The organism is Sphingomonas kaistensis (assembly GCF_036884275.1).
GTDB lineage: Bacteria > Pseudomonadota > Alphaproteobacteria > Sphingomonadales > Sphingomonadaceae > Sphingomicrobium > Sphingomicrobium kaistense_A.
Genome location: NZ_CP145607.1, coordinates 2,201,857 through 2,226,014, shown reverse-complemented (window position 1 = coordinate 2,226,014; position 24,158 = coordinate 2,201,857). Strand labels below are relative to the sequence as shown.

The 24,158-nt window shown below is 65.7% G+C and carries 17 protein-coding genes and 1 tRNA gene; 8 read left to right on the top strand and 10 right to left on the bottom strand.

Translation table 11 applies throughout. The features are described 5' to 3' along the window. Positions 1-4 precede the first annotated feature (4 nt). Complete coding sequence (locus V6R86_RS10855) at positions 5-151, bottom strand: hypothetical protein (protein WP_338504480.1); 147 nt, start codon at positions 149-151, stop codon at positions 5-7. A gap of 78 nt (positions 152-229) precedes the next feature. Between V6R86_RS10855 and addA the strand changes: the two genes are divergently transcribed. The 4 genes from addA to putA all read left to right on the top strand — a co-directional run bounded on the left by addA (position 230) and on the right by putA (position 10,074). After that, positions 230-3,646, top strand: a complete 3,417-nt coding sequence (gene addA / locus V6R86_RS10850; RefSeq protein ID WP_338504478.1) for a double-strand break repair helicase AddA — start codon at positions 230-232, stop codon at positions 3,644-3,646. Beyond that, the gene (gene trxA, locus V6R86_RS10845; protein WP_249504289.1) at positions 3,643-3,960 is read left to right on the top strand and encodes a thioredoxin TrxA; all 318 of its coding nucleotides are present in this window, start codon (positions 3,643-3,645) and stop codon (positions 3,958-3,960) included. Before addA ends, trxA begins: the two co-directional genes overlap by 4 nt. Before the next feature lie 130 nt (positions 3,961-4,090). After that, the gene (gene secA, locus V6R86_RS10840; RefSeq protein ID WP_338504473.1) at positions 4,091-6,811 is read left to right on the top strand and encodes a preprotein translocase subunit SecA; all 2,721 of its coding nucleotides are present in this window, start codon (positions 4,091-4,093) and stop codon (positions 6,809-6,811) included. 143 nt (positions 6,812-6,954) lie between these two features. Then, positions 6,955-10,074: a bifunctional proline dehydrogenase/L-glutamate gamma-semialdehyde dehydrogenase PutA gene (putA, locus tag V6R86_RS10835; RefSeq protein ID WP_338504471.1), complete on the top strand. Its 3,120-nt coding sequence runs from the start codon at positions 6,955-6,957 to the stop codon at positions 10,072-10,074. Here the strand turns inward: putA and V6R86_RS10830 are convergent. The 5 genes from V6R86_RS10830 to V6R86_RS10810 all read right to left on the bottom strand — a co-directional run bounded on the left by V6R86_RS10830 (position 10,071) and on the right by V6R86_RS10810 (position 12,950). Beyond that, entirely contained in the window at positions 10,071-10,766 is a 696-nt protein-coding gene (locus tag V6R86_RS10830; RefSeq protein WP_338504470.1) for a VIT family protein, read from the bottom strand. The two genes, putA and V6R86_RS10830, sit on opposite strands and share 4 nt — an antisense overlap. A 109-nt stretch (positions 10,767-10,875) precedes the next feature. Beyond that, entirely contained in the window at positions 10,876-11,412 is a 537-nt protein-coding gene (locus V6R86_RS10825) for a hypothetical protein (protein ID WP_338504468.1), read from the bottom strand. 118 nt (positions 11,413-11,530) lie between these two features. Next, positions 11,531-11,830: a hypothetical protein gene (locus tag V6R86_RS10820; protein ID WP_338504466.1), complete on the bottom strand. Its 300-nt coding sequence runs from the start codon at positions 11,828-11,830 to the stop codon at positions 11,531-11,533. A gap of 163 nt (positions 11,831-11,993) precedes the next feature. Then, positions 11,994-12,068: transfer RNA gene (locus V6R86_RS10815), tRNA-Asn, on the bottom strand. A 66-nt stretch (positions 12,069-12,134) separates the two neighbouring features. Beyond that, complete coding sequence (locus tag V6R86_RS10810; protein WP_338504464.1) at positions 12,135-12,950, bottom strand: NAD kinase; 816 nt, start codon at positions 12,948-12,950, stop codon at positions 12,135-12,137. A 138-nt stretch (positions 12,951-13,088) separates the two neighbouring features. On the opposite strand from V6R86_RS10810, the gene V6R86_RS10805 reads away from it, so the two are divergent. Beyond that, entirely contained in the window at positions 13,089-13,904 is an 816-nt protein-coding gene (locus V6R86_RS10805; protein ID WP_338504463.1) for an EAL domain-containing protein, read from the top strand. Positions 13,905-13,906: 2 nt separating this feature from the next. Here the strand turns inward: V6R86_RS10805 and mfd are convergent, their stop codons facing one another. Next, positions 13,907-17,386 (bottom strand): transcription-repair coupling factor, encoded by a 3,480-nt coding sequence (gene mfd, locus V6R86_RS10800; protein WP_338504461.1) that lies wholly within the window; start codon positions 17,384-17,386, stop codon positions 13,907-13,909. After that, the gene (locus V6R86_RS10795; protein ID WP_338505473.1) at positions 17,383-17,649 is read right to left on the bottom strand and encodes a succinate dehydrogenase assembly factor 2; all 267 of its coding nucleotides are present in this window, start codon (positions 17,647-17,649) and stop codon (positions 17,383-17,385) included. Before V6R86_RS10795 ends, mfd begins: the two co-directional genes overlap by 4 nt. Before the next feature lie 133 nt (positions 17,650-17,782). Here V6R86_RS10795 and recG point away from each other — a divergent pair, with 133 nt between their 5' ends. Continuing rightward, positions 17,783-19,834, top strand: coding sequence for an ATP-dependent DNA helicase RecG (recG, locus tag V6R86_RS10790; protein ID WP_338504459.1), 2,052 nt, complete (start codon positions 17,783-17,785; stop codon positions 19,832-19,834). On the opposite strand, the gene tyrS is transcribed toward recG, so the two are convergent. Then, the gene (tyrS, locus tag V6R86_RS10785; RefSeq protein WP_338504458.1) at positions 19,831-21,069 is read right to left on the bottom strand and encodes a tyrosine--tRNA ligase; all 1,239 of its coding nucleotides are present in this window, start codon (positions 21,067-21,069) and stop codon (positions 19,831-19,833) included. The two genes, recG and tyrS, sit on opposite strands and share 4 nt — an antisense overlap. A gap of 45 nt (positions 21,070-21,114) precedes the next feature. Between tyrS and V6R86_RS10780 the strand changes: the two genes are divergently transcribed. Both V6R86_RS10780 and V6R86_RS10775 read left to right on the top strand, forming a co-directional pair. Continuing rightward, positions 21,115-21,651, top strand: a complete 537-nt coding sequence (locus tag V6R86_RS10780) for a DOMON-like domain-containing protein (protein WP_338504456.1) — start codon at positions 21,115-21,117, stop codon at positions 21,649-21,651. Positions 21,652-21,660: 9 nt separating this feature from the next. After that, the gene (locus V6R86_RS10775; protein ID WP_338504455.1) at positions 21,661-22,860 is read left to right on the top strand and encodes a DUF1343 domain-containing protein; all 1,200 of its coding nucleotides are present in this window, start codon (positions 21,661-21,663) and stop codon (positions 22,858-22,860) included. Positions 22,861-22,863: 3 nt separating this feature from the next. On the opposite strand, the gene V6R86_RS10770 is transcribed toward V6R86_RS10775, so the two are convergent. Continuing rightward, positions 22,864-24,039: a vWA domain-containing protein gene (locus tag V6R86_RS10770; RefSeq protein ID WP_338504453.1), complete on the bottom strand. Its 1,176-nt coding sequence runs from the start codon at positions 24,037-24,039 to the stop codon at positions 22,864-22,866. Positions 24,040-24,158: the final 119 nt, after the last annotated feature.

The following is a 24,158-nucleotide window of genomic DNA, read 5'->3' as shown; positions in this document are numbered from 1 at the left end:
CCGATTACTTCTTCTTGGCTTTGCCCGTGCGAGCATAAAGCAAGGCGGCAACGATCGCGGCCGAGCCGACGCCGACCGCGATCCCCGCCTTGAAATTGCGGTTGTCGCCGTCCTTGCTGCCGGTGCCCGTCTTCTTGCCATCGTCCGCCACGTGTCGCTCCTCCTGAGGTTGTATCGTCGCCCATAAACGCATGGCGTGGCTGAGCGGAAGCGTTATGACGTCAGGCCCATGTCGCGTCCCACTGCCCTCAAGCCGCTCGATCCCGATCAAGCCGCGGCCGCCGATCCGTTTATTCATGCGTCGCTGTCAGCCAGCGCCGGGACCGGCAAGACGCAGGTGCTGACGGCGCGGGTGCTCCGACTGCTGCTTGAGGATGCGTCGCCCGAGAGTATCCTGTGCCTGACCTTTACCAAAGCGGCGGCGGCGGAAATGGCCGAGCGGGTCGGCGGGCGGCTGGCCTATTGGGTCGGGCTCGACGACGAAGCTCTCGGTGCCGAGCTGGAGGCGCTCGGCGTCACGCCGGACGAAGCGATGCAGGACCGCGCGCGGCGCCTGTTCGCGACGGTGCTCGATTGTCCGGGCGGCCTGCGCATCCAGACCATTCACAGCTTCTGCCAGACCTTGCTTTCCGCCTTTCCGGCCGAGGCGGGGATCACGCCCGGCTTCCGCCCCATCGAAGGCCGCGAGGAAGAAGCCCTGGTCGAGCGAACGCTGGCCTCGCTTGCCGAGCAGTCCGCGGCGGGCGACGGCGCGTTTCTCGCCGATCTCGAAGTGCTTGCCGGACGGCTCGGCGAGGGGGATGTCCGCAACTACCTCCGTCGCTGCGCCGGCGCGGTCGAGGGCATGGCGCGCTTCGACCGGCTGGAGGCAGTCGAGCCGGCCTTGCGCGAGCTGATGGGCTTGCCGGAGGAAGGCGTCGAGGAACTGGTCGCTGCCCGTTGCCACGACGACGCATTCGACTGCGACGCGCTTCACGCGCTGGCCGATGCGTACCGGCAGTGGGGCACCAAGACTGCTGCCACGATCCTGCCAGAGATCGAAGGCTGGCTCGCCCTCCCGCCCGCCGAGCGGTGCCGCAACCTTCATCGCTTCGCCCACGCCACCGTGCTGACGGCCAGCGGCGGGCGGCGGTCAGTCAAGAATTTGATCAAGCACTGGCCCGAAGCGCAGGAAGAGTGTGACGCGCTATGCGAGCAGATCGAGGAGCTGCTGACGCTGCTGCGCGGCGATGCGCTGGTTCGCCTGCTCGCCGCGGGGCTGCGCGCGGGAAAGCGCTTTGCCGATGCCTATGCCTCAGCCAAGCGCGCCGAGGGGGTGGCCGATTTCGACGACCTCATCCGCTGGTCGCGCGCGCTGTTGGCGCAGGACGGGATCGCCGAATGGATCCGCTTCAAGCTCGACCGGCGGACCGATCACCTGCTGGTCGACGAAGCGCAGGATTCGAACGAAAGCCAGTGGGCGATCGTGAAGGCGATGACCGAGGAATATTTCGCCGGGGCGGGGGCGGGGCCGGAGCATCGCACCTTGTTCATGGTCGGCGATTTCAAGCAGGCGATCTACGGCTTCCAGGGCACCGATCCGGCCGAGTTCGAGCGTGCGCGCTCGCACTTTCGGGCCGCCGCCGACGGGAGCGCGATGCCGTTCCGCTCGCTGTCGATCAGCCGCAGCTTCCGCTCGGCGCAGGCGGTGCTCGACGTCGTCGACATGGTGCTGGCCAGCCTCGGCCACGAACGGATCGGTCTTCCCGAAGCCGCCCCGCCTCACGTCAGTTTTCACGCTGGGCGAGGCGGCAGCGTCGAGGTCTGGCCGCCGTTCTCGCACGAAGACCCGGGCGAGGAGGAAGATGGCGAAGAGAAATGGGAGGACGAAGCCCGCCGCCGCTATGCGAGCGAGCTTGCCGACTGGATCGCGGCCGAGATCGAGCGCGCGCCGGTGCTCGCCTCGACCGGCCGGCCGCTGGGGCCCGGCGACATCCTCGTACTGGTGCGCAGCCGCGCCAATCTCGCGCCCTTGCTGGTCGCGCGCCTGTTCGAGCGCAAGGTGCGGACCGCGGGGCTCGACCGGCTGATTCTGTCCGAGCCGCTGGCGGTGCAGGACCTGCTCGCCGCCGTCCGCTTCGCGGTGCAGCCGCTCGATGACCTGACCCTTGCCAATCTGCTGGTTTCGCCGCTGATCGGCTGGGACCAGGACCAGCTTTATGCGCTGGCCGGACCCGAGCGGCGGCGCAGCTTGTGGGAAGAGCTCGGCCACCGCGCCGACGAACGCGCCGACTTCCGCGCCGCACGTGACGCGTTGAACGACTTGCTCGGGATGGCCGATTACTCCGGTCCTTACGCCTTTCTCGAGCGGATTCTGTCTGGGCCGATGGATGGGCGCCGAAAGCTTCTGACCCGCCTCGGACGCCAGGCGCGCGATCCGATCAACGAGCTGGTCGCCGCCGCCATCCAGTTCGAAGGCGGGGAGCCGGTCACGCTGCAGCAGTTCCTCGCCTGGCTGTCGCACGGCGAGATGCAGGTGAAGCGCGATCCCGAAGGGCGCGGCGACGCGGTGCGGATCATGACGGTGCACGGCGCGAAGGGCCTCGAAGCACCGGTGGTGATCCTTGCCGACACCACGGCCGATCCCGCGCAGCTGGGCGGGGTTAGCGCGATCCTCGACGTGCCGAGCGAGGCTGGCCGGTTTCCGATGATCCGCCCGCGCAAAGACGAGATCGCCCCGCCTTTCGACCAGATCCTTGCCACCGAAAAAGAGCGCGACCTCGAAGAGCATTTCCGCCTGCTCTACGTCGCGCTGACGCGGGCAGGGGAGCGGCTGATTTTGGCCGGGCTCAAGCCGTCGCGGAAGCAGTCGAGCGACAGCTGGCACAGCGTCGTATCGGAAGCGATGACGGCGGGCGGGGTCGAAGCCGACGCGAATGGCGTGCTTCGCTTCGCGTCGGGCAACGCGCCGCTTGCGGTGGGCGAAGCGCGCGAAGTCGCGGCTCCTCGCTCGCCCGTTCCGGCTTGGGCGACGACCCAAGCCCCGGCGGAGGCACGGCCGCCCCGGCCGCTTGCCCCGTCGCAGATCGCCGCGGACACCGACAGCCGGCCGCCGCCAAGCCCGGCACTCGCCGCCGCCGCCGAGCGTGGACGCCTGCTCCACGCCCTGTTCGAACGATTGCCCGCCACGCCACCCGGTGATCGCCGGCAGGCCGCCTTCGCCTGGCTTCAGCGCTCGGCCGGGGTCGCAGATGCGGCGCTGCGCACGAGCCTCGTCGACACGGCGCTTGCCATCATCGAGGCGCCCGAGCACGCCTCCTTGTTCTCGCCGGATGCGCTGGCCGAAGCGCCGATCGCCGCGACCCTGTCCGATGGGACGGTGGTCGCGGGAACGGTGGACCGGCTGCTAGTCACCGAGAGCGCCGTTCGCGTGGTCGATTTCAAGACCGGCCGGCAGGTGCCGCGTAGCGAGAGCACCATTCCGCAGAGCCATCGCCGCCAGATGCAGGCTTATGGCCGCGCCCTGCAGGTCATCTTTCCGCGCCACCGGATCGAACTGGCATTGCTCTACACCGACGCGCCGCTTCTCCTCACCGTGCCGCTTGAGGACCTCGATGCTGCGACCCATATGGGCGGAAACCCGAATCAGGAGAGCCTTCCGACATGACCCAGACCATCACCGACCAGAGCTTTGCCACCGACGTCCTTGGCGCCGACAAGCCCGTTCTGGTGGATTTCTGGGCGGAATGGTGCGGTCCGTGCAAGATGATCGCCCCCGCCCTCGAAGAATTGAGCCAGACGATGGGCGACAAGGTCACCATCGCGAAGCTCAACATCGACGAAAACCCCGACACGCCCGGAAAGTACGGTGTCCGCGGCATTCCCACCATGCTGCTGTTCAAGAATGGCGAGCCGGTAGCGCAGAAGGTCGGCGCCTTGCCGAAGAGCCAGCTGGCGGCGTGGCTGGAAGGCGTTCTTTAAGCCCGATGCACGGGCGGGTGCGGCTTCCGGTCGATTGACTAGCCTGCACCCCGAACCTACATCGCCCGGCACTAGAAAACGCTCGTGCGCGGGCGCGTTTGTTGTTGCCCTGCGCCCTTAAGGATGTTTCATGCTGCAATCGTTCGCCAAGTCGCTCTTCGGCTCGAGCAACGACCGTTATGTCGCCAAGCTCCGCCGCATCGTGGAGGCGATCAACGCGCATGAGCCGACCATCTCGGCGCTGACTGACGACGAGCTCAAGAATAAGACGGCGATTTTCCGTCAGCGGCTCGACAATGGCGCGAGCCTCGACGACCTGCTGCCCGAAGCCTTTGCGACCGTGCGCGAAGCGGCCAAGCGGACGCTCGGCCAGCGGCATTACGACGTGCAGATGATTGGCGGCATCGCGCTTCACCGCGGCGAGATCGCCGAAATGCGCACCGGCGAGGGCAAGACCCTGGTCGCGACGCTTGCGACCTATTTGAACGCGCTTCCGGGCAAGGGCGTTCACGTCGTCACCGTCAACGATTACCTCGCCCGCCGCGACGCGGAATGGATGGGGCAGGTCCACAATTTCCTCGGCCTGACCGTGGGCGTCATCGTCCCCAATCTCAATGAGGACGAGCGGCGCGCGGCTTACGATGCCGACATCACTTATGCGACCAACAACGAGCTCGGCTTTGATTACCTGCGCGACAACATGAAGTTCAGCCGCGACCAGATGGTCCAGCGGCCGTTCAATCATGCCATCGTCGACGAGGTGGACTCGATCCTGATCGACGAAGCCCGCACTCCGCTTATTATCTCGGGGCCGACCGACGACAAAAGCGAGCTTTACATCTCGGTCGACGCGCTGGTGAAGCAGCTTGGCGAAGGCGATTACGAGAAGGACGAAAAGCAGCGCAGCGTCGTCCTGACCGAAGATGGCACCGAAAAGGCCGAGCGCCTGCTCGAGGAAGCGGGCCTGATCGAAGGCGCCAACCTTTACGACATCGCCAATACGCAGGTGGTCCACCACCTCAACCAGGCGCTCAAGGCGAACACCATGTTCCGCCGCGACATCGATTACATCGTCAAGGACGGCAAGGTCGTCATCATCGACGAATTCACTGGCCGCATGATGGATGGCCGGCGCTGGTCGGACGGCCTTCACCAGGCGGTCGAGGCCAAGGAGGGCGTGCAGATCGAGCCCGAGAACCAGACGCTCGCCTCGATCACCTTCCAGAATTATTTCCGCATGTATCCCAAGCTCTCGGGCATGACCGGAACCGCGCTCACCGAAGCGCCCGAATTCTTCGACATCTACAAGATGAACGTCGTCACCATTCCGACTCACAAGGCGGTCAGCCGGGTCGATGAGGAGGATGAATTCTACAAGAATATCAACGACAAGTTTGCGGCAATTGCCAAGTCTTTGAAGGAAAAGCAGGAGCTTGGTCAGCCCGTTCTCGTCGGTACCGTGTCGATCGAAAAGTCCGAGCTTCTCAGCGAATATCTCAACAAGGAAGGCGTCGAGCACGCCGTCCTTAATGCCCGCTTCCACGAGAGCGAAGCGCACATCGTCGCGCAGGCGGGCCGGATCGGCAAGGTCACCATCGCCACCAACATGGCCGGTCGCGGCACGGACATCCAGCTTGGCGGCAACGTCGAGTTCCGGGTCGAGGACGAACTTAAGGACATGCCCGAAGGCCCGGAGCGCGAGGCCGCGATCGCCAGGATCCGCGACGAGGTGCAGGCCGAGCGCGAACGCGTGCGCGAAGTGGGCGGGCTATTCGTGCTCGGCACTGAGCGCCACGAAAGCCGCCGCATCGACAACCAGCTTCGTGGCCGCTCCGGCCGCCAGGGCGATCCGGGTCTGTCGCGCTTCTATCTCAGCCTCGACGACGATCTGCTGCGCATCTTCGGCCCGCAGACCGCCTTTGCCCGGCTGATGGAAAAGAACCTCGAGGATGGCGAAGCGATCGTCTCCCCGTGGATATCCAAGGCGATCGAGACCGCGCAGAAGAAGGTCGAGGCGCGCAACTACGACATCCGCAAGCAGGTCGTCGAATTCGACGACGTGATGAACGACCAGCGCAAGGTCATCTACGAGCAGCGCGCCGAGATCATGGACGCCGAGCATGTGTCCGACGTGGTCACCGACATGCGCGCCGATACCGTCGCTTCGCTGGTCACGGCGCATTGCCCGCCGGGCACCTACCCCGAGCAATGGGACCTCGATGGGCTCAAGGAGAGCCTGGACGAAGTGCTCGGCCTGCAGCCGCCGATCGACGAGTGGTTCAAGGAAGACGGCGTCGACCAGGATCTGCTGATCGAGCGTATCGGCGGGCTTGCCGATGAAGCGATGATCACCAAGACCAGCGAGGTCGAGCCTGACCGCTGGCAGGAGGTCGAAAAGACCGTCCTCATCCAGACCCTCGACCACCACTGGAAGGAGCATCTGGCGACGCTCGACGCGCTGCGCCAGGTCATCCACCTGCGATCCTACGCCCAGAAAAAGCCGATCGACGAATATAAGTCGGAAGCCTTTGCCCTGTTCGAGCGGCTGCTGGTCGCTATCCGCGAGGACGTCACCAAGACCCTGATGCGCGCACAGATCGCGATGGAGCCGCCGCCGCTGCCCGAGCTGCCGGCCTTCCTGACCCAGCATCTCGACCCGCTCTCGGGTCTTGACGATACCGCCGATCTCGATGCGGCGGCGCGCGGGCTGGTCAGTGGCTTTGGCCCCGGTACCAACATCCCGCAGCCCGATCTTCCCGAGGGCTCGCTGGCCGAGCCGATCAGCCGCAATGCGCCGTGCCCGTGCGGTTCGGGCAAGAAGTTCAAGCATTGCCACGGGCAGCTTGCGTAAGGGCAAAGACAGCCCTTTCCTCGTCTGTTCGAGGAGCGTAGCGACGTAGTCTGTCCTGAGCGCCGCCGCAGGCGTCGTCGAAGGGCAATCCAGGGCGCGGCGATGGATTGCTTCGCAGCGCTCGCAACGACGAGTGCCCTTTGATGAACGCGTATAATCCGCCAGTCGCCGCCATCCTCGACCGCACGGCCGTGCGCCGGGACATCCGCCGCGACGAGGAAAAGGTCGTCGCCGAACGCCTCGATCAGGCTCGTCTCGACCCGGCGCAGTTCCGCGAAGCTGAGGCGATTGCGCGCAATCTCGTCGGTCACGTCCGGGGCGCCAAACCCGCCGGGCTCGACGCGTTCTTGCACGCCTACGACCTCGGCTCGGAAGAAGGCGTGGCGCTGATGTGCCTTGCCGAGGCGCTACTGCGTATCCCCGATGCGCGCACCGCCGACGAACTGATCCGCGACAAATTGTCCGGTCCCGACTGGAACGAAAAGCTCGGCGACAGCCACTCGCCCTTCGTCAACGCCGCGACCTTTTCTTTGCTGCTCACCGGCAAGGTGCTCGACGCCGGGCACAATGAGCGCGGCACCTGGAGCGCGGCGCTGGGCCGCGCGGTCGGGCGCCTTGGCGAGCCGGTCATCCGCACGGCGGTCGGACAGGCGATGAAAATCCTCGGCGGGCAGTTCGTGTTCGGCCGCACCATCGACGAAGCGCTGCAACGTGCCGCGCCCGAACGGAAGAAGGGGCTTAGTCACAGCTTCGACATGCTGGGCGAAGCGGCCCGCACCTTGGCCGACGCGGATCGCTATGCCGACGCCTATCGCGGGGCGATCCGCCGCATCGCGCGCGAAGCAGGGGAGGGCGTGATCCGCTCGCCCGGCATCTCGGTCAAATTGTCGGCGCTGCACCCGCGTTACGAAGCGCTGCATGCCGACGAAGCCAAGGCCTACATCATGCCGGTGCTGCGCGAGCTCGCCGCTGCCGCCAGCGCCGCCAACGTCCACCTGACCATCGACGCGGAAGAATCCGACCGGCTCGAATTGCAGATGGACTGTCTCGAAGCTTTGGTCGCCGACGACGCGCTGTTCGCGAATGGCTGGACCGGCCTCGGCATGGCGCTTCAGGCTTATGCCAAGCGCGCGCGCCCGGTGGCCGAATGGGTGGTCGAGCTCGCCCGCGCGCACCGCCGCAAGCTGATGATCCGGCTGGTCAAGGGCGCCTATTGGGACAGCGAGATCAAGGTCGCGCAAGTCGGCGGCTATGAAGATTATCCGGTCTTTACCCGCAAAGTCGCGACCGACGTGTCGTATCTTGCCTGTGCTAAGGTGCTGCTCGGCGCGCCCGATTGCATCTATTCCGCCTTCGCCACGCACAATGCGACCACCATCGGCGCGATCAAGGCGTTGGCGGGAACGACCCCGTTCGAATTCCAGCGCCTGCACGGCATGGGCGAGGAGCTGTTCGAGGGCCTGGTCAAGCTCGAGCGCGAGTTGGGGCAGCCGCAGACGCCGGTTCGCATCTACGCCCCAGTGGGAAGCCACAAGGAACTGCTCGCCTATCTCGTCCGCCGCCTGCTCGAGAACGGCGCTAACAGCTCGTTCGTGAACCGCATCGCCGATGCCGAGGTCGGGGTCGATGATTTGATCCGTGATCCGGTGTCGCAGCTCGACGCGATGAGCCCCCGCCGCAACCCCGTGATTCCCCTTCCGGGCGAGATGTTCGGCACCGCGCGCCGCAACAGCGCGGGCTGCGATCTGACCGACATCTCGGTGCGCGAACCCCTACTTCGCCGCCTGGCCGATCTCGAGCGCAAGCGCTGGACGGGCGGGGAGGGCAACGGCGAGCGCATCGAAATCCGCTCGCCCTTCGATCGCGCACAGGTGGTCGGAGAGGTCGTCGAGACCAGCCCCGCCGACCTCGACGCCATGCTCTCTCGCGCCGCCGCCGCGCAGGCGGCGTGGGATGCAATCGGCGGCGAAGCCCGTGCGCGCCTGCTCGACCGCACCGCCGACCTGTTCGAAGCGCACCGCGAAGACTTCTACTCGCTGTGCATCCGCGAGGCCGGCAAGTCGCTGCCAGACGCTGTGCTCGAAGTGCGCGAGGCAGTCGACTTCCTACGCTATTATGCCGCCGAAGCGCGCCGGCTTGCGACGCCGGTGCAGCTGCCCGGACCGACCGGTGAGCTGAACGAGCTTCGCCACCACGGGCGCGGCGTATGGACCTGCATCAGCCCGTGGAATTTTCCGCTCGCCATCTTCACTGGCCCGGTCGCCGCCGCGCTGGCCGCCGGCAACAGCGCCATCGCCAAGCCGGCCGAGCAGACCCCGCTGATCGGCGCGCTGGCGGTCCGCCTGATGCACGAAGCCGGCATTCCCGCCGACGTCGTCCAGATCGCGGTCGGCGACGGCAAGATCGGGGCGGCTCTGGTGTCGCACCGCCTAACCTCGGGCGTCGCCTTCACTGGCTCGACTGCCGTCGCCCGGGCGATCAACCGCAGCCTAGCGGAACGAGAAGGCCCGATCGTGCCGCTGATCGCCGAAACCGGCGGCCAGAATGCGATGATCGTCGACAGCTCGGCGTTGCCCGAGCAGGTGACGCGCGACGTGGTCGCCTCGGCCTTCCAGTCGGCCGGCCAGCGTTGCTCGGCGCTGCGCGTCCTGTTCGTGCAGGAAGACGTCGCCGACACCATGCTGACGATGATCCGCGGCGCGATGGAAGCGCTGTCGATCGGCGATCCGCGGCTGCCGACCACCGATGTCGGCCCGGTCATCGACGCCGACGCCAAGGCTTCGCTCGACGCGCATGTCGCCGAGCTTCGGGCCGCAGGGAAGGTGGTGGCCGAACTGCGTTTGCCACCCAATAACGGCAGCTTCGTCGCCCCGGTGATCGCCGAGCTGCCCAGCCTCGCCAGCCTCAAGGACGAGCATTTCGGCCCGGTGCTGCACGTCATTCGCTGGCAATCGGGCGAGCTCGACAAGGTGATCGACCAGATCAACGCCACCGGCTTCGGCCTGACCCTCGGGCTTCAGAGCCGCATCGACACGGTGGCCGAGCAGGTCGCTGCCAAGGCGCGGGTCGGCAATCTCTACATCAACCGCAACCAGATCGGCGCGGTGGTGGAAAGCCAGCCGTTTGGGGGCGAGGGGCTGTCGGGGACCGGTCCCAAGGCCGGCGGCCCGCATTACGTCGCGCGCTTCGCGACCGAACGGGTGACCTGCATCGACACCACTGCGGCAGGCGGCAATGCGACCTTGATGGCGGCAATCGACTAGACCGCGGTCCCGACCAATTTGCCGATGCCGGCGGTGATCGCCATCGCCAGTGCACCCCAGAAGAAGACCCGGAAGGTCGCCTTGCCGACCGGCGCGCCGCCGCTTCTGGCACCGATGGCGCCGAGCAACGCCAGGAACAGCAGGGACGCAACCGTCACGGCGACGATCATGGTCTGACCGACCGGGGCGAAGAACGCGACCAGCAACGGCATGGCGGCGCCCGCGGTAAACGTCGCCGCCGACGTCAGCGCGGCCTGCACCGGACGCGCAGTACTGACGTGGCTGATGCCGAGTTCTTCGCGGGCATGGGTGCCGAGCGCGTCCTTGGCCATCAGTTGCCGTGCGACCTCATCGGCGGTGGCGTCCGATACTCCGCGCTCCTGATAGAGGCGCGACAATTCCTGATGTTCCAGTTCGGGCGATTGCTCTAGTTCGGCGCGCTCGCGGGCGAGGTCGGCCTGCTCGGTATCGGACTGCGAGCTGACCGAGACATATTCGCCCGCCGCCATCGACATCGCGCCGGCGACCAGGCCCGCTGCACCGGCAAGCATCACTTCCGCCTTTCCGGAAGCGGCGGCGGCGACCCCGACGATCAGGCTGGCGGTCGAGACGATGCCGTCGTTGGCGCCGAGCACCGCGGCGCGAAGCCAGCCGATCCGTTGCACCAGATGCCGCTCGACGTGCGCTCGCATAGGTCGTCTCCTTCGTCCTCGGCAATGCGGGCGAAGGCCTCCAGGCGCAAGGCAGGCAAACAAAAAGGGCCGGTGCGGACACCGGCCCTCCTTGGTAAGCCATCAGCCCTTAGTTACAGCGGACGTCGCCGCGAGTGATGGCCTGACCCAGCGCCGCGCCGATCGCTCCGCCGGCGATAGTCCGAAGCGTGGTCGAACCGCCGATGTTGATCTGATTACCGAGCAGAGCACCGATGCCGGCACCCACGATCAGGCCGGTCGTGCCGTCGTTGCGGCGGCAATAATAGCTGCCGTTCTGCCCGCGATAGATGCGGTCGTTATAGCCGAGCCGGCGCTGGCTGTAATAGCGGCCGTCGCGGTAATAGCGGTCGGCGTAATATTGGCGCTGCCCCGGCTCATAGCGATTATAGTCGTAAGCGCTGTAACGGCGCCAATCGCGGGCATCCTGGCGCTGGGCGCGCTGCAGATCGCGCTGGCACTGGCGAAGCTCCCGACGATACTCGGCACGGCTGTCGGCGCGGCGCAGGTCGCGGTTACAGTCGCGAACCTGCTGGTTGTAATTGCGGTTCTGTGCCTCGGCAGGGGCCGCGAGGGTCAGCGGGCTGGTCAGCGCGACCGCACCGGCGGCAAGAAGAAGGGGCTTCATCTACTCTCTCCAACAACATCGGCTTCCCGACTGGATGAGAGAAAAACACCCGCGATCACGGCGAAGTTGCGTGAACTGAAAACAACATACGGTTCAGGCAAGGGCAGGGATCAATCGGTCACTCGAACTCCAAGGCTGCCGCGGCACCGCCCGACAAAATGAGCGGTTTGTCCGGCTTCACCGTTACCCCGCCGGCATCTGGCCGCTTTTTGTCGCCGGGACGCCGTGGGCGGGGCACCAAACGCTCTCGATACGGACGTTTCGAGACTCTCGGGTGCTTTCCGAACCGGGCGGCCTGATGCTCTTCGAACGTTGCCCTGATCTTTCTCACGGCCTGTTCGTAGTCAGCGACGAGTGCAGCCACTTCGCGATGCAGATCGTCGGGACGGTGCGCGAAGCGCGACATGAGCGTCTGCATGTGCCGCTTAAAGGCACTGGCAAGGTACGCGGCATCCATACCGCCATGCTCGCTTTCGAACCGTTGAGGCCTGTCACTGGTGCCCAAGAGACGCGACTCCGCTGCCGAACGCGTCCATCTACCACGGTACCGACCGTGGCAGAACATATTCATCGATGCGAGATGGCTCCCCGAGTTGGATTCGAACCAACGACCAAGTGATTAACAGTCACCTACTCTACCGCTGAGCTATCGGGGAACGATGCTTGGGCGAGCGGGCCTATGGCGCAGGCGGCGGGGCTTGGCAAGCCTCAAGAACGACACTTCACGTGGCAAATTGCTCGGCGGCGATCCGTTCGTCGAGCGCCTGATCGGGATCGAACAGCAGGGTCAGCGATCTCTCATGATCGAGTTCGATCTCGACTTCCTCGACGTCACGCACCTCGAACTGATCGGCAACCGCGGAAACCAGCCGATCCGTGGGCTCCATCACCCGAAAAGAGATGCGGGTTTCGTCAGGCAACAGCGCTCCCGCCCAGCGCCGCGGACGGAAGGGCGCAATCGGGGTCAGCGCGAGGAGAGGCGCCGACAACGGCAGGATCGGCCCGCGGGCAGAAAAATTATACGCGGTCGATCCAGCGGGCGTCGCCACCAGCACGCCGTCGGCGACGAGTTCGGGCAGGACGACGCGACCGTTGACCACCACCTCGATCTTGGCCGCTTGGCGCGTTTCACGCAGCAAGGACACTTCGTTGATCGCGGCGTGGGTCCACTCGTCCCCGTGAACGGTGCGGGCGCGCATGGTGAGCGGGGCGATGCGGACTGCCTTGGCGTTCTCCACCCGCTCGGCGAGGCAATCGAGCTGCCATTCGTTCATCAGAAAGCCAACGGTGCCGCGGTTCATTCCGAACACCGGCCGCGCTTCGCCGCCGTCGAGCATCTGGTGGAGGGTGTGCAGCATGAACCCGTCGCCACCGAGCGCCACCAGGATCCTGGCGTCGTTCTCCGGGGCGAAGGTGTAGCGACGGCGAAGCATCGCGGCGGCGGCCTGAGCCGCTTCGCCTCTGCTGGCGACGAGAGCGATCCCGGCTTGCGTCAGGTCTTGGCGGACCGGCTGGCCCTGCGGAAGTTCAGCGCTCAAACCTTTGAATCCCTGTTTTTCCGCACCGCAATGGCGCAAAGCATAGCGGGGGAGGTGCGTCGCCGCCACCGTTCCATTATGATGCAGCAACAGGTGAGGGCGATGCGCTGGTCCCCGCCATGCCCTAGGAGCGCCGCCATGGTTCCACCCATTGCCTCCCCCGCCGTCATCCCCGCTCGCCGTGCCAGCGATCAGCCCCTGTCTCTCCTGCCGGAAAGAACCGATCTCGCGCTTGAAGCCTTGCTCGCCGAGGACAAGGTGACGCTTGCGTTCCAGCCCCAGATCAGTGTCGCCACCGGCGACGTGATCGGGGTCGAGGCGCTCGCCCGCGATCCTGGCGGCATGACGCCAGACACGATGTTCGCCCGGGCCGCCGCCGCTGCGCTCGGCGAACGACTGTCCCGCGCGGTGCAGCGCAAGGCGTTGCGGGCAATGGGCAAGTGGACGGGCCCGATGGCGCGCCTGCGACTGTCACTCAATCTCCTGCCCGAAGACTTGGCGCGCCCCGGATACGAGCGCTGGCTGCTCAATGAAATCGAGGCCGCTGGCCTGCGCGCCGAGCAGGTGACAGCCGAAATCACCGAATCGAGCCTGATCGCCGATCCGGTCGCCGCGGCGGCGCGACTCGCCTGCCTCCGCGCCGCGGGCGTGCGGATCGCGGTGGACGATTTCGGCACCGGCTATGCCAGCCTCGCGTGGCTGACGACTCTGCCGCTCGACATGATCAAGATCGACCGCGGCCTGATCCTCGATCTCGTCGGCGGGCGCCGCGCGCAGATCGTGGTCAAGGCGCTGATCGCCTTGGCGCGCGAACTCGAACTGCAAGTGCTGGTCGAAGGGGTCGAGGATCCCGATCAGCTAGCGCTGCTCAAGGCCTGGAATTGCGATTACTACCAAGGCTTTCTCGGCGCCAAGGCGATGGCCGAGGACGAGCTCGCCGCGTTCCTCGCCTAAGCTCAGGCCGCAACCTTCTCCCGCTTGCTCGCTGCGACCACTCGCGCAAGACCACGACTCAACTGCAGCGCACCGTTCAGGCGCTGTGCCGGGCTCGCCCAGTCGCGGCTGACGACCAGCTTTTGATCGGGCCGAAGCTTCGCCGTGCCTTTCAGCCGGGCGATATAGTCGAACAGACCTTTGACGTCAGGGAAGCCCGACGGCGCGAACGTAACCACCGCCCCGCGCAAACCTGCGTCTAGCTTGGCGATGCCGGCGGCGCGGCAGTGGATCTTGGTCTCGACCACCTGAAGCAGGTTGCTCGTTTCCTCGGGCAGCTTGCCGAAGCGGTCGATCATCTCGGCGGCGAATTCTTCGACCTCGCGCGGGCTCTCCAGCTCGCCCAAGCGGCGATAGAGGCCCATGCGAAGGTCGAGATCCGGGACATAATCGTCCGAGATCATGATCGGCGCTTCGACGTTGATTTGCGGGCTGAATTCGTCCGGCTTGTCCTCGCGCTGTCCGCCCGCCTTCATGTCGAGGATCGCGTCCTCCAGCATCGACTGGTAGAGTTCGAACCCGACTTCCTTGATGTGTCCCGACTGCTCGTCGCCAAGCAAATTGCCCGCGCCGCGAATGTCGAGATCGTGGCTGGCAAGCTGGAAACCCGCGCCAAGGCTGTCGAGATTGGACAGCACCGTGAGGCGCTTCTCCGCGGTCTCGGTGATCTGCCGGTCGGGCGGGGTGGTCATGTAGGCGTAGGCGCGGGTCTTCGATCGGCCCACCCGCCCGCGAAGCTGGTAAAGCTGCGCCAGGCCGAACCGCTCGGCCCGGTGGACGATCAGCGTATTGGCGCTCGGAATGTCGAGCCCGCTTTCGACGATGGTGGTCGACAGCAGCACGTCATATTTGCGGTCGTAGAAGGCACTCATTCGCTCCTCGACCTCGGTTGGGGCGAGCTGGCCGTGGGCGACGATCGGCTTCACCTCGGGCACTTCTTCGCGCAGCCATTCCTCGATGTCGGGAAGGTCGGAAATGCGCGGCACCACGAAATAGCTTTGCCCGCCGCGATAATGCTCGCGCAGCAGCGCCTCGCGGATGACGACCGGGTCCCACGGGGTAACGTAGGTCCTGACCGCAAGGCGATCGACCGGCGGGGTCTGGATGACGCTGAGTTCGCGAAGGCCCGACATGGCCATTTGCAACGTGCGCGGGATGGGCGTCGCGGTCAGCGTTAGGACGTGAACGTCCGCCTTAAGGCTCTTCAACCGCTCCTTGTGCGTCACCCCGAAGCGCTGTTCTTCATCAACGATTACAAGGCCGAGCTTCTTGAACTTCACACCCTTTGCGAGGATGGCGTGGGTGCCGACGACGATGTCGATCTGCCCTTCCTCAAGCAATTCCTTGGTCCGCTTCGCCTCGTTGGAAGCAACCAGCCGGCTCAGGCGCCCGACCTCAATCGGGAAGCCCTTCATCCGCTCGACGAAATTGGAATAATGCTGGCGGGCGAGCAGGGTGGTGGGGCACACCACCGCCACCTGATAGCCGGCCATCGCCGCCACGAACGCTGCCCGAAGAGCCACTTCGGTTTTACCGAACCCGACGTCGCCGCAGACTAGCCGGTCCATCGGCCGACCGGCGCCGAGGTCCTCCAGAACATCGCCGATGGCGCGGTTCTGGTCGTCGGTTTCTTCGTAGGGGAAGCGGTCGACCATGGCGGGGTAGGCGCTGTCCGGCTCGGCCACCACACCCTGCCGCATCGCCCGCAAAGCGGCGGTCTTGATGAGCTCGCCCGCAATCTCGCGGATCCGCTCCTTCATCCGCGCCTTGCGGCGCTGCCAGGCTTCGCCGCCGAGGCGGTCGAGCGCGACCCCGTCCTCGCCGCTGCCATAGCGCGACAGGACGTCGATATTCTCGACCGGCACGTAGAGCTTGTTGCCGCCGGCATATTCCAGCGCGACGCAATCGTGCGGCGCGCGGCCGACCTGGACCTGCGTCAGCCCCTCGTAACGACCGATGCCATGCTCGGCATGGACCACGAGATCGCCGGGCGTCAGCGTCGCCAGTTCCGACAGGAACGCATCGGCGCTCTTCTTGCGCTTGCGCCGCCGCACCAGCCGGTCGCCGAGCATATCCTGCTCGGTCAGCACCGCGACGTCGGGCGTAGTGAACCCATGATCGAGCGGCAGCACCAGCAATGCAGTGACATTCTGCGCGCCCAGCGCTTCCTGCCAATCGCCGACCATCTTCTGGCCGGTAAGGCCATGATCCTTGAGCAATCCCGCCAATCGTTCGCGGGCGCCCGTGGTGTAGCTGGCCAGAACGACTTTCTGACCTTTTCTCCATAGCTTGTCGACGTGGGTAACGACGGCTTCGTAGATATTTTCGTTCTGCGCCCGCTCGGGCGCGAAGTCGCGCGCGCCACTCACGCCGAAGTCGATGACCCGGTCGGAATCAGGCTCGGGAAAGGCGGTCGCGAGGTGGACGGGGCGGTCGGCGACGAGGCCATCCCATTCCTTGGTCGACAGGTAGAGCGCGCTCGGCGCCAGTGGGCGATAGCTACCAGGTTCGGCCACCATCGCCCGCTCGCGATTGGAGAAATAATCTTGGATCGCTTCACGCCGCGACGCGATCGCGCCATCGACGCCGCCGTCGCGCAGCACGATGTCGCCCGGCGCGAGATGGTCGAACAAGGTCTCCAGTCGCTCCTCGAACAGCGGAAGCCAATGCTCCATCCCCGCCAGCCGCCGCCCGTCGCTGACCGCCTGGTAGAGCGGGTCACCGGTGGCGTTGGCCCCGAACTGCTCGCGATACCGCGCGCGAAAGCGCTTGATGCTGTCTTGGTCGAGCAACGCCTCGCTCGCCGGCATCAGGGTGAAGGGCTCGGCCGCGCCGATGGTGCGCTGGTCGGCGGGGTCGAAGGCGCGTATCGTCTCGATCTCGTCACCGAAGAAATCGAGCCGGATCGCGTGCGGCAGGCCGGAGGGATACAAGTCGAGCAGACCGCCGCGCACCGCAAACTCGCCCGCGTCCGACACGCTGTCGGTGCGATGGTAGCCATTGGCGGTGAGTAGGGTAATGAGCTTGTCGCGTTCGATCCGCTCGCCCGGCGCCAAGCGGCGGGTGAGTTGGCGGATGCGGAACGGCGTCAGCGTGCGCTGGGTCGCGGCGTTGGCGGTGGTGACGAGAAGCTGCGGCTTGTCGGCCTTTTCCTGCAATCGGTTCAGCGTCGCCAGCCGCTCGGCCATGACCCGCAAGGCAGGGGAAGCGCGGTCGTACGGCAGGCAGTCCCACGCCGGAAAGGTCAGCACCTCAATCTCGGGCGCGAACGCGGGCGCATTGTCGGCCAAGGCGCGCATCGCGGTTTCGTCCGACGCGATCACCACCGCGCGGCCTTTGACGGCGCGTGCCAGATCGGCCGTCAGCCACGGCAGAAAGCCAGCCGGAACCGACGCCAGCGTCAGCGGCTCCGACGCCTTGAGGATGCGCTGGAGGTCGCTCACCGGTCGATGGGCAAATAGTCGAGGCGCTGCATGGCGGTCATCATCGCGCCTTGGAAGCGCTCCGGCACCGTCTGGGTTCCGATCGCCCAAGCCATGATGTCGACGTCCTGCTCTTCTAATAACGCTTCGAACAGGGCCATCTCCTGCGCATTCCACTGCTGGTGATGCGCATCGAAGAACCCGCCGATCATCCGGTCGGCTTCCTTGGTCCCACGATGATGCGCGCGCCAGCGCAGGCGCTTGGGGGTCGGGTCTTCCAGCATGGGGGTCATGTAGGCGCTGCCACGGTCAAACGGAAGGTAGTCCGAAGGCGGTTTTCGGCCCTTGGCGGCAGCATGTGCGGCAGTGGTTTCCGGGATTGCTGCGCCCCCCGCGGCTGCTAACGCTATCCGCGTCATGCGCCCCGACCTGCTCAACCCTTTGTTCGCCGAAGTGGAATCGCTGAAAGGCGTCGGGCCGCAGGTCGCCAAGCAGCTCGCCAAGCTCGGAATTACGCGGGCCGTCGATCTCTTGTTCCACCTTCCGACCGGCGCGATCGAGCGGGTGCGGGCGCCTGCTGCCTCTCCGGTGTTGCTCGGCCGTCAGGTGATTCTCGATGTCACCGTGCGCGAGAAGCGGCAAAGCCGGGGCCGCGGGCCGACGCGGATCCATGCGGTGGACGGGGAGGGGAATATGCTGACCCTCGCTTTCTTCAACAATGGCGGCTGGGCGGCCAAGCAACTGCCGCTGGGCGAGAAGCGCACGGTCACCGGCAAGCTCGAAGCCTATGGCGACGAGTGGCAGATGGTGCATCCCGACGTGACCGAGCCCGGCAAGACCGAGCCGGCGCTGAAAGAAACGGTCTATCCGCTGACCGAAGGCCTGACCTCGCGTCGGGTTCGCGAATTGGTGTCGGCTGCTTTGGAAAGGGCGCCGGTGTTGCCCGAATGGATCGAGCCGTCGGTAGTCGCCCGCGAAGCCTGGCGCGACTGGCGGACCAGCCTCGCTACCATCCATGCCGAACCGGCAGACGGCGCGGCGCGCAAGCGGCTCGCTTATGACGAGATCTTCGCCAACCAGCTTGCGCTAGGCCTCCTGCGTCAGGTCAGCCGTCGTCGGCGTGGCGTACCCCTGCGCGGTGACGGCCGACTTACTGACGCGCTCAAATTGCCCTATGCCCTCACCGGGGCGCAGCGCCGCGTGGTGCAGGAAATTCGCGACGACATGGGGCAGGAAGCGCCGATGCTGCGGCTGCTGCAAGGCGACGTCGGCTCGGGCAAGACCTTGGTCGCGCTGCTCGCCATGCTCGAAGCGGTCGAGGCCGGCGCGCAGGCGGCGATGCTGGCGCCGACCGAAATCCTTGCCAGGCAACATCATGCGACCCTGCTCAAGCAACTGGATTCGCTGGGGGTAAGGGTCGCCATCCTGACCGGCCGCGAAAAGGGAAGGGCGCGCGATTCGACATTGATGGGGCTGGCCGATGGATCGATCGACATCCTCGTCGGGACTCATGCGATCTTCCAGGACAAGGTCGCCTATCGCCGCCTCGGCCTGGTGGTGATCGACGAACAGCATCGCTTCGGCGTGTCCGAACGGCTGCTGCTGACCGCCAAGGGGACGAGCACGCCGCACCTGCTGGCCATGACCGCGACGCCCATCCCGCGTACCCTGACGCTGACCCAATATGGCGAAATGGACGTCAGCCGGATCGACGAAATGCCGCCGGGGCGTACCCCGATCGAAACGCGCGTCATTGCTGAAGAACGGATCGGCGACGTCGTCGACGGGCTCGCCCGCCATGTCGCCGCGGGCGGCCAAGCCTATTGGGTCTGTCCTCTGGTCGCCGAGAGCGAGACCAGCGATGCGGCGGCGGCCGAGGAGCGGGCGGCTGCGCTGGCGCTGCGCTTCCCCGGGCAGATCGGGCTGGTCCATGGACGCATGAAAGGTCCGGAGAAGGACGCGGTCATGGCCGAGTTTTCCGCCGGTCGCCTCGCCATCCTCGTCGCCACCACGGTGATCGAAGTCGGGGTCGACGTTCCCAACGCCGCGCTGATGATCATCGAAGGCGCCGAGCGCTTTGGCCTCGCCCAATTGCACCAATTGCGGGGTCGGGTCGGGCGTGGGTCGGCCAAGTCGACCTGCCTCCTGTTGCGCGGTTCGACGCTCAGCGAGACTGGCCGCGCACGCCTGGCACTGATGCGCGAGACCAATGACGGCTTTCGCATCGCCGAGGAAGATTTGCGCCTGCGCGGGCCGGGCGAGATCCTCGGCGTTCGACAGAGCGGCGAAGCGCAATTCCGGCTGGCCTCACCCGAGCAGGTACAGGAGTTGGCACCGATGGCGACCCAGGACGCGCGCCTGCTGCTCGACCGCGACGGCGGGCTCCACGGCGACCGGGGTGAAGCCGCGCGACTTTGTCTTTATCTATTTGAGCGAGACCAAGCAGTGGACCTGCTTCGCTCAGGTTAGGGCAGCAGCAGCCCGTGTTTCTTCTTGCCGAGGCTGAGCTTTCGCTCCGAAGGAACTGAAATCACCGCAGCAATGTCACTGACCGGCTCGCCGTCGAGCCTCACTGCGCCTTCGGCGACCTTGCGCTTGGCTTCGCCATTGGATGCGCAAAAGCCGAGGCCGACCAGCGCCGCCAGCAGCCCGATCTCGCCACCGGTCTCGACGCTCGGCAGCGCCTCACCCGAACCGCCGCCGGCAAAGGTCGCCGCGGCCGTTGCCGCCGCTGCCTCCGCCGCCTCGCGACCATGCAGCAGCGCCGTAGCCTCGGTCGCCAGCACGATCTTGGCCTGGTTGATCTCAGCCCCCTGCAGCGCTTCGAGCCGAGCGATCTCGTCCAGCGGCAGGTCGGTGAACAGCCTGGCGAACTTCGCCACGTCGGCGTCCGCGGTGTTCCGCCAGAACTGCCAGTAATCGTAGGCGCTGAGACGATAGCCGTCTGGGCCCTCGGCATTAAGCCACACCGCGCCCTGCGCCGTCTTTCCCATCTTGGCACCGTCGGCGGTGGTGATCAGCGGGGTCGTTACCGCGAAGACCTCGGTCCCGTCGGCGCGGCGGCACAATTCCACGCCGTTGATGATGTTGCCCCACTGGTCCGACCCGCCCATCTGCAGCCGGCAGCCCTGCCGTCGCGACAGTTCGAGGAAGTCGTACGCCTGCATGATCATGTAGTTGAATTCGAGGAACGACAGCGATTGCTCGCGCTCGAGCCGGAGCTGGACGCTGTCGAAGGTCAGCATCCGGTTGACCGAGAAATGCCGTCCGACCTCGCGCAGGAAGGGGAGGTATTCGAGGCGGTCGAGCCAGTCGGCATTGTCGACCAGCACCGCGTCGGTCGGGCCGTCGCCGAAGGTCAGAAAGCGCTCGAACACCTTGCGAATGCCGGCGATATTTGCCGCGATCGCGTCCTCGTCGAGCAGCTTGCGCTCTTCGGCCTTGAAGCTCGGATCGCCTACCTTGGTCGTGCCGCCGCCCATCAGCACGATCGGCTTGTGCCCGGCTTGCTGCATCCGCCGCAGCATCATGATTTGGACCAGGCTGCCGACATGCAGGCTCGGCGCGGTGGCGTCGAAGCCGATGTAGCCGGTGACGATCTCCTTGTTCGCCAGCGCGTCAAGCCCGGCGGCATCGGTCGTCTGGTGGATGTAGCCGCGCTCGGCCAGGAGCTGGAGCAGATCGGAAGAATAGGTCGTCGTCATGCGAAGGGCGCTTAGCTTACGAGGCGCGATGACGTAAGATGGGCCATGCGCTTCGAACTCGCTCCGCATCCGACCACCGTGCCAAATCCGCCCTACACCGTCTGGGCCTCGGCCGAGCGTTCCGCTGCGTTTGGGGAGACCGCGACGCTCAACCTGTGGTTCGGCGTCAGTGCGCCGCTTAGCCGCTTCGTGGTCCCGCCGCCTTCATTGGCGCCCGCCCGCCGCGACAATCTGTGGCAGTCGACCTGCTTCGAATGTTTTCTCAAAGGTGACGGCGAAGAGGCTTATCAGGAATGGAATTTCTCGCCGTCAGGGGATTGGGCGGGGTATGATTTCGAGGCGGAGCGGGAGGGCATGGAACTCGCCGAGGTCGCCGAGCCACCTTACCTCAGGATCGAGGACAATCTGACCTGGTGGGGCCTCGGCGCGACCCTTTCGATCCCCTCCGAGGCGCAAGGCACGATCGCGCTCAGCGCAGTGATCGAGGAAAAGACCGGTCAGCGCCATTATTTCGCGCTCCATCACCCCTCCGAGCAGCCCGATTTCCACCATCCGGATTGCTTCACCGCGCGACTGGCTTAGACGGGGCTCATGACCCTGTTTGGTATCGATCGCCTCCTCGCCGACCAAGAACTGCGCCGCCCGCTGGAAGGGCGGCGTGTCGCGCTGGTCGGCCACCCCGCCTCGGTCACCGCTGACCTTAGCCACAGCATCGATGCGCTGATTGCCGCGGGACTAAACGTCACCGCTGCTTTCGGGCCGCAGCATGGGCTGAAGGGCGACAAGCAGGACAATATGGTCGAAACGGCGGACGAAACCGACGCCCGTCTGGGTATCCCGGTCTTCAGCCTCTACGGCGAGGTACGCCGCCCGACCGGCCAGATGATGAGCACCGCCGACGTGTTCCTGTTCGACCTGCAGGACCTCGGCTGCCGCATCTACACCTTCGTCACCACGCTTCTTTACCTGCTCGAAGCTGCGGCGGAGGCGGGCAAGGAAGTGTGGGTGCTCGACCGCCCCAATCCCGCGGGACGCCCGGTCGAAGGCACCATCCTCGAGCCCGGTTGGGAGAGCTTCGTCGGCGCGGGGCCGATGCCGATGCGCCATGGCCTCACGATGGGCGAAATGGGCCAGTGGTTCATCGACCATTTCAAGCTCGACGTCGCGTACCGCGTGATTGCGATGGACTGCTGGCAGCCGGAAGCGGCGCCCGGCTTCGGCTGGCCGGCCGACCGGATATGGATCAATCCTAGCCCCAATGCCGCCACCCTCAACATGGCGCGCGCCTACGCCGGCACGGTGATGCTGGAGGGCACGACGCTGAGCGAGGGCAGGGGCACGACCCGGGCGCTCGAACTGTTCGCCGCGCCGGGCCTCGACGCGCGTGCCATCCATGCCGAGATGGAGCGGATCGCGCCGCACTGGCTCGAAGGCTGCGCGCTGCGAGAGATATTCGTCGAACCGACCTTTCACAAGCATGCCGGCAAGCTGTGTTCGGGCCTGTTCATCCATGCCGAAGGTTCGGCTTACGACCATCACGCCTTCCGGCCTTGGCGCCTTCAAGCGCTGGCGTTCAAGGCGATCCGCAACCTCCTGCCCGATTACGACCTGTGGCGCGATTTCCCGTACGAATATGAGTTCGACAAGCTTGCCATCGATGTCATCAACGGCGGCCCGGCGCTTCGGACGTGGGTCGACGATGCCGCCGCAACCGCCGACGATCTCGATGTGCGGACCCGTCCCGACGAGCAGGAATGGGAAGAAATGACGCGGCCGCTGCGCCTCTACTGACGCTTATTTCTTACGACTGAGTGTCCGCATCGCCGCCTCAAGCCCCTGTAGGCTAAGCGGAAACATGCGGTCGTCCATCAGCTTGCGGAGGATCGCGGTTGACGCGGAATGACCCCAATAGGGCTCGGGCGTCGGGTTGATCCAGGCCGCGCTGGCATAGGTATCAGTCAGCCGCTTGAGCCACACCGCGCCTGCTTCCTCGTTCATGTGTTCGATACTACCGCCGGGATGCGTGACCTCGTACGGGCTCATCGCCGCGTCGCCGACGATCACCAGCTTATGATCGGCCCCAAAGCGATGAATGATGTCGAACGTGTTGATGCGCTCGGTCCACCGACGCCGGTTCTCCTTCCACACGCCTTCGTAGATGCAGTTGTGGAAGTAATAATGTTCGAGATGCTTGAACTCGGTGCGGCAGGCGCTGAACAATTCCTCCACCAGCCGCACGTGCCCGTCCATCGACCCGCCGATGTCGAGAAACAGCAGCAGCTTGACCGCATTGTGACGTTCCGGCCGCATGCGAACGTCGAGCCAGCCACGGCGCGCCGTGCCGTCGATGGTGCCTTCGAGGTCGAGCTCGTCCGCGGCGCCCTCCCGGGCAAAGCGGCGTAACCGGCGCAGCGCAACCTTTATCGCGCGCGTGCCGATCTCGCGCCGGTCGTCGAGATCCTGAAATTCGCGCTTTTCCCATACCTTGATCGCGCGGCCGTGCTTGCCCGGCCCGCCGATCCGGACACCCTCGGGATTATAGCCGCCGTGCCCGAACGGCGAGGTGCCGCCGGTGCCAATCCACTTGTTGCCGCCCTGGTGCCGCCCTTGCTGCTCTTCGAGCCGCTTTTTCAGCGTCTCCATGATTTCGTCCCAGGAGCCGAGCGACTTCACCTTTTCCATCTCTTCGGTCGTGAGACACTTTTCGGCGACCAGGCGCAGCCATTCTTCGGGAATGGCGACGGTGTCCTCCGGCGCACCGACCAAGCCCTTGAAGACCTCGCCGAAGATGCGATCGAAGCGGTCGAGCTTGGTCTCGTCGTGAACGAACACCGAGCGGGCCAGATAATAGAATTCTTCGGGACTGGGCGCGATCACGCCCGCATCGAGCGCTTCCAACAGCAGAAGATGTTCCTTGAGGCTGGCGGGAATGCCGCCCCTGCGAAGCGCCTCGACAAAGGAAATGAACATGGGTCGCCGGTTAGCACAGCCCTGACGCGGTGCGTAGGGGCGCGTGCGGTTCCCTAGCATCAAGCTGAGCACACCGGTTTGCAATGCCAAGTCCCGTTATGGGATGCTTAACGTCATGG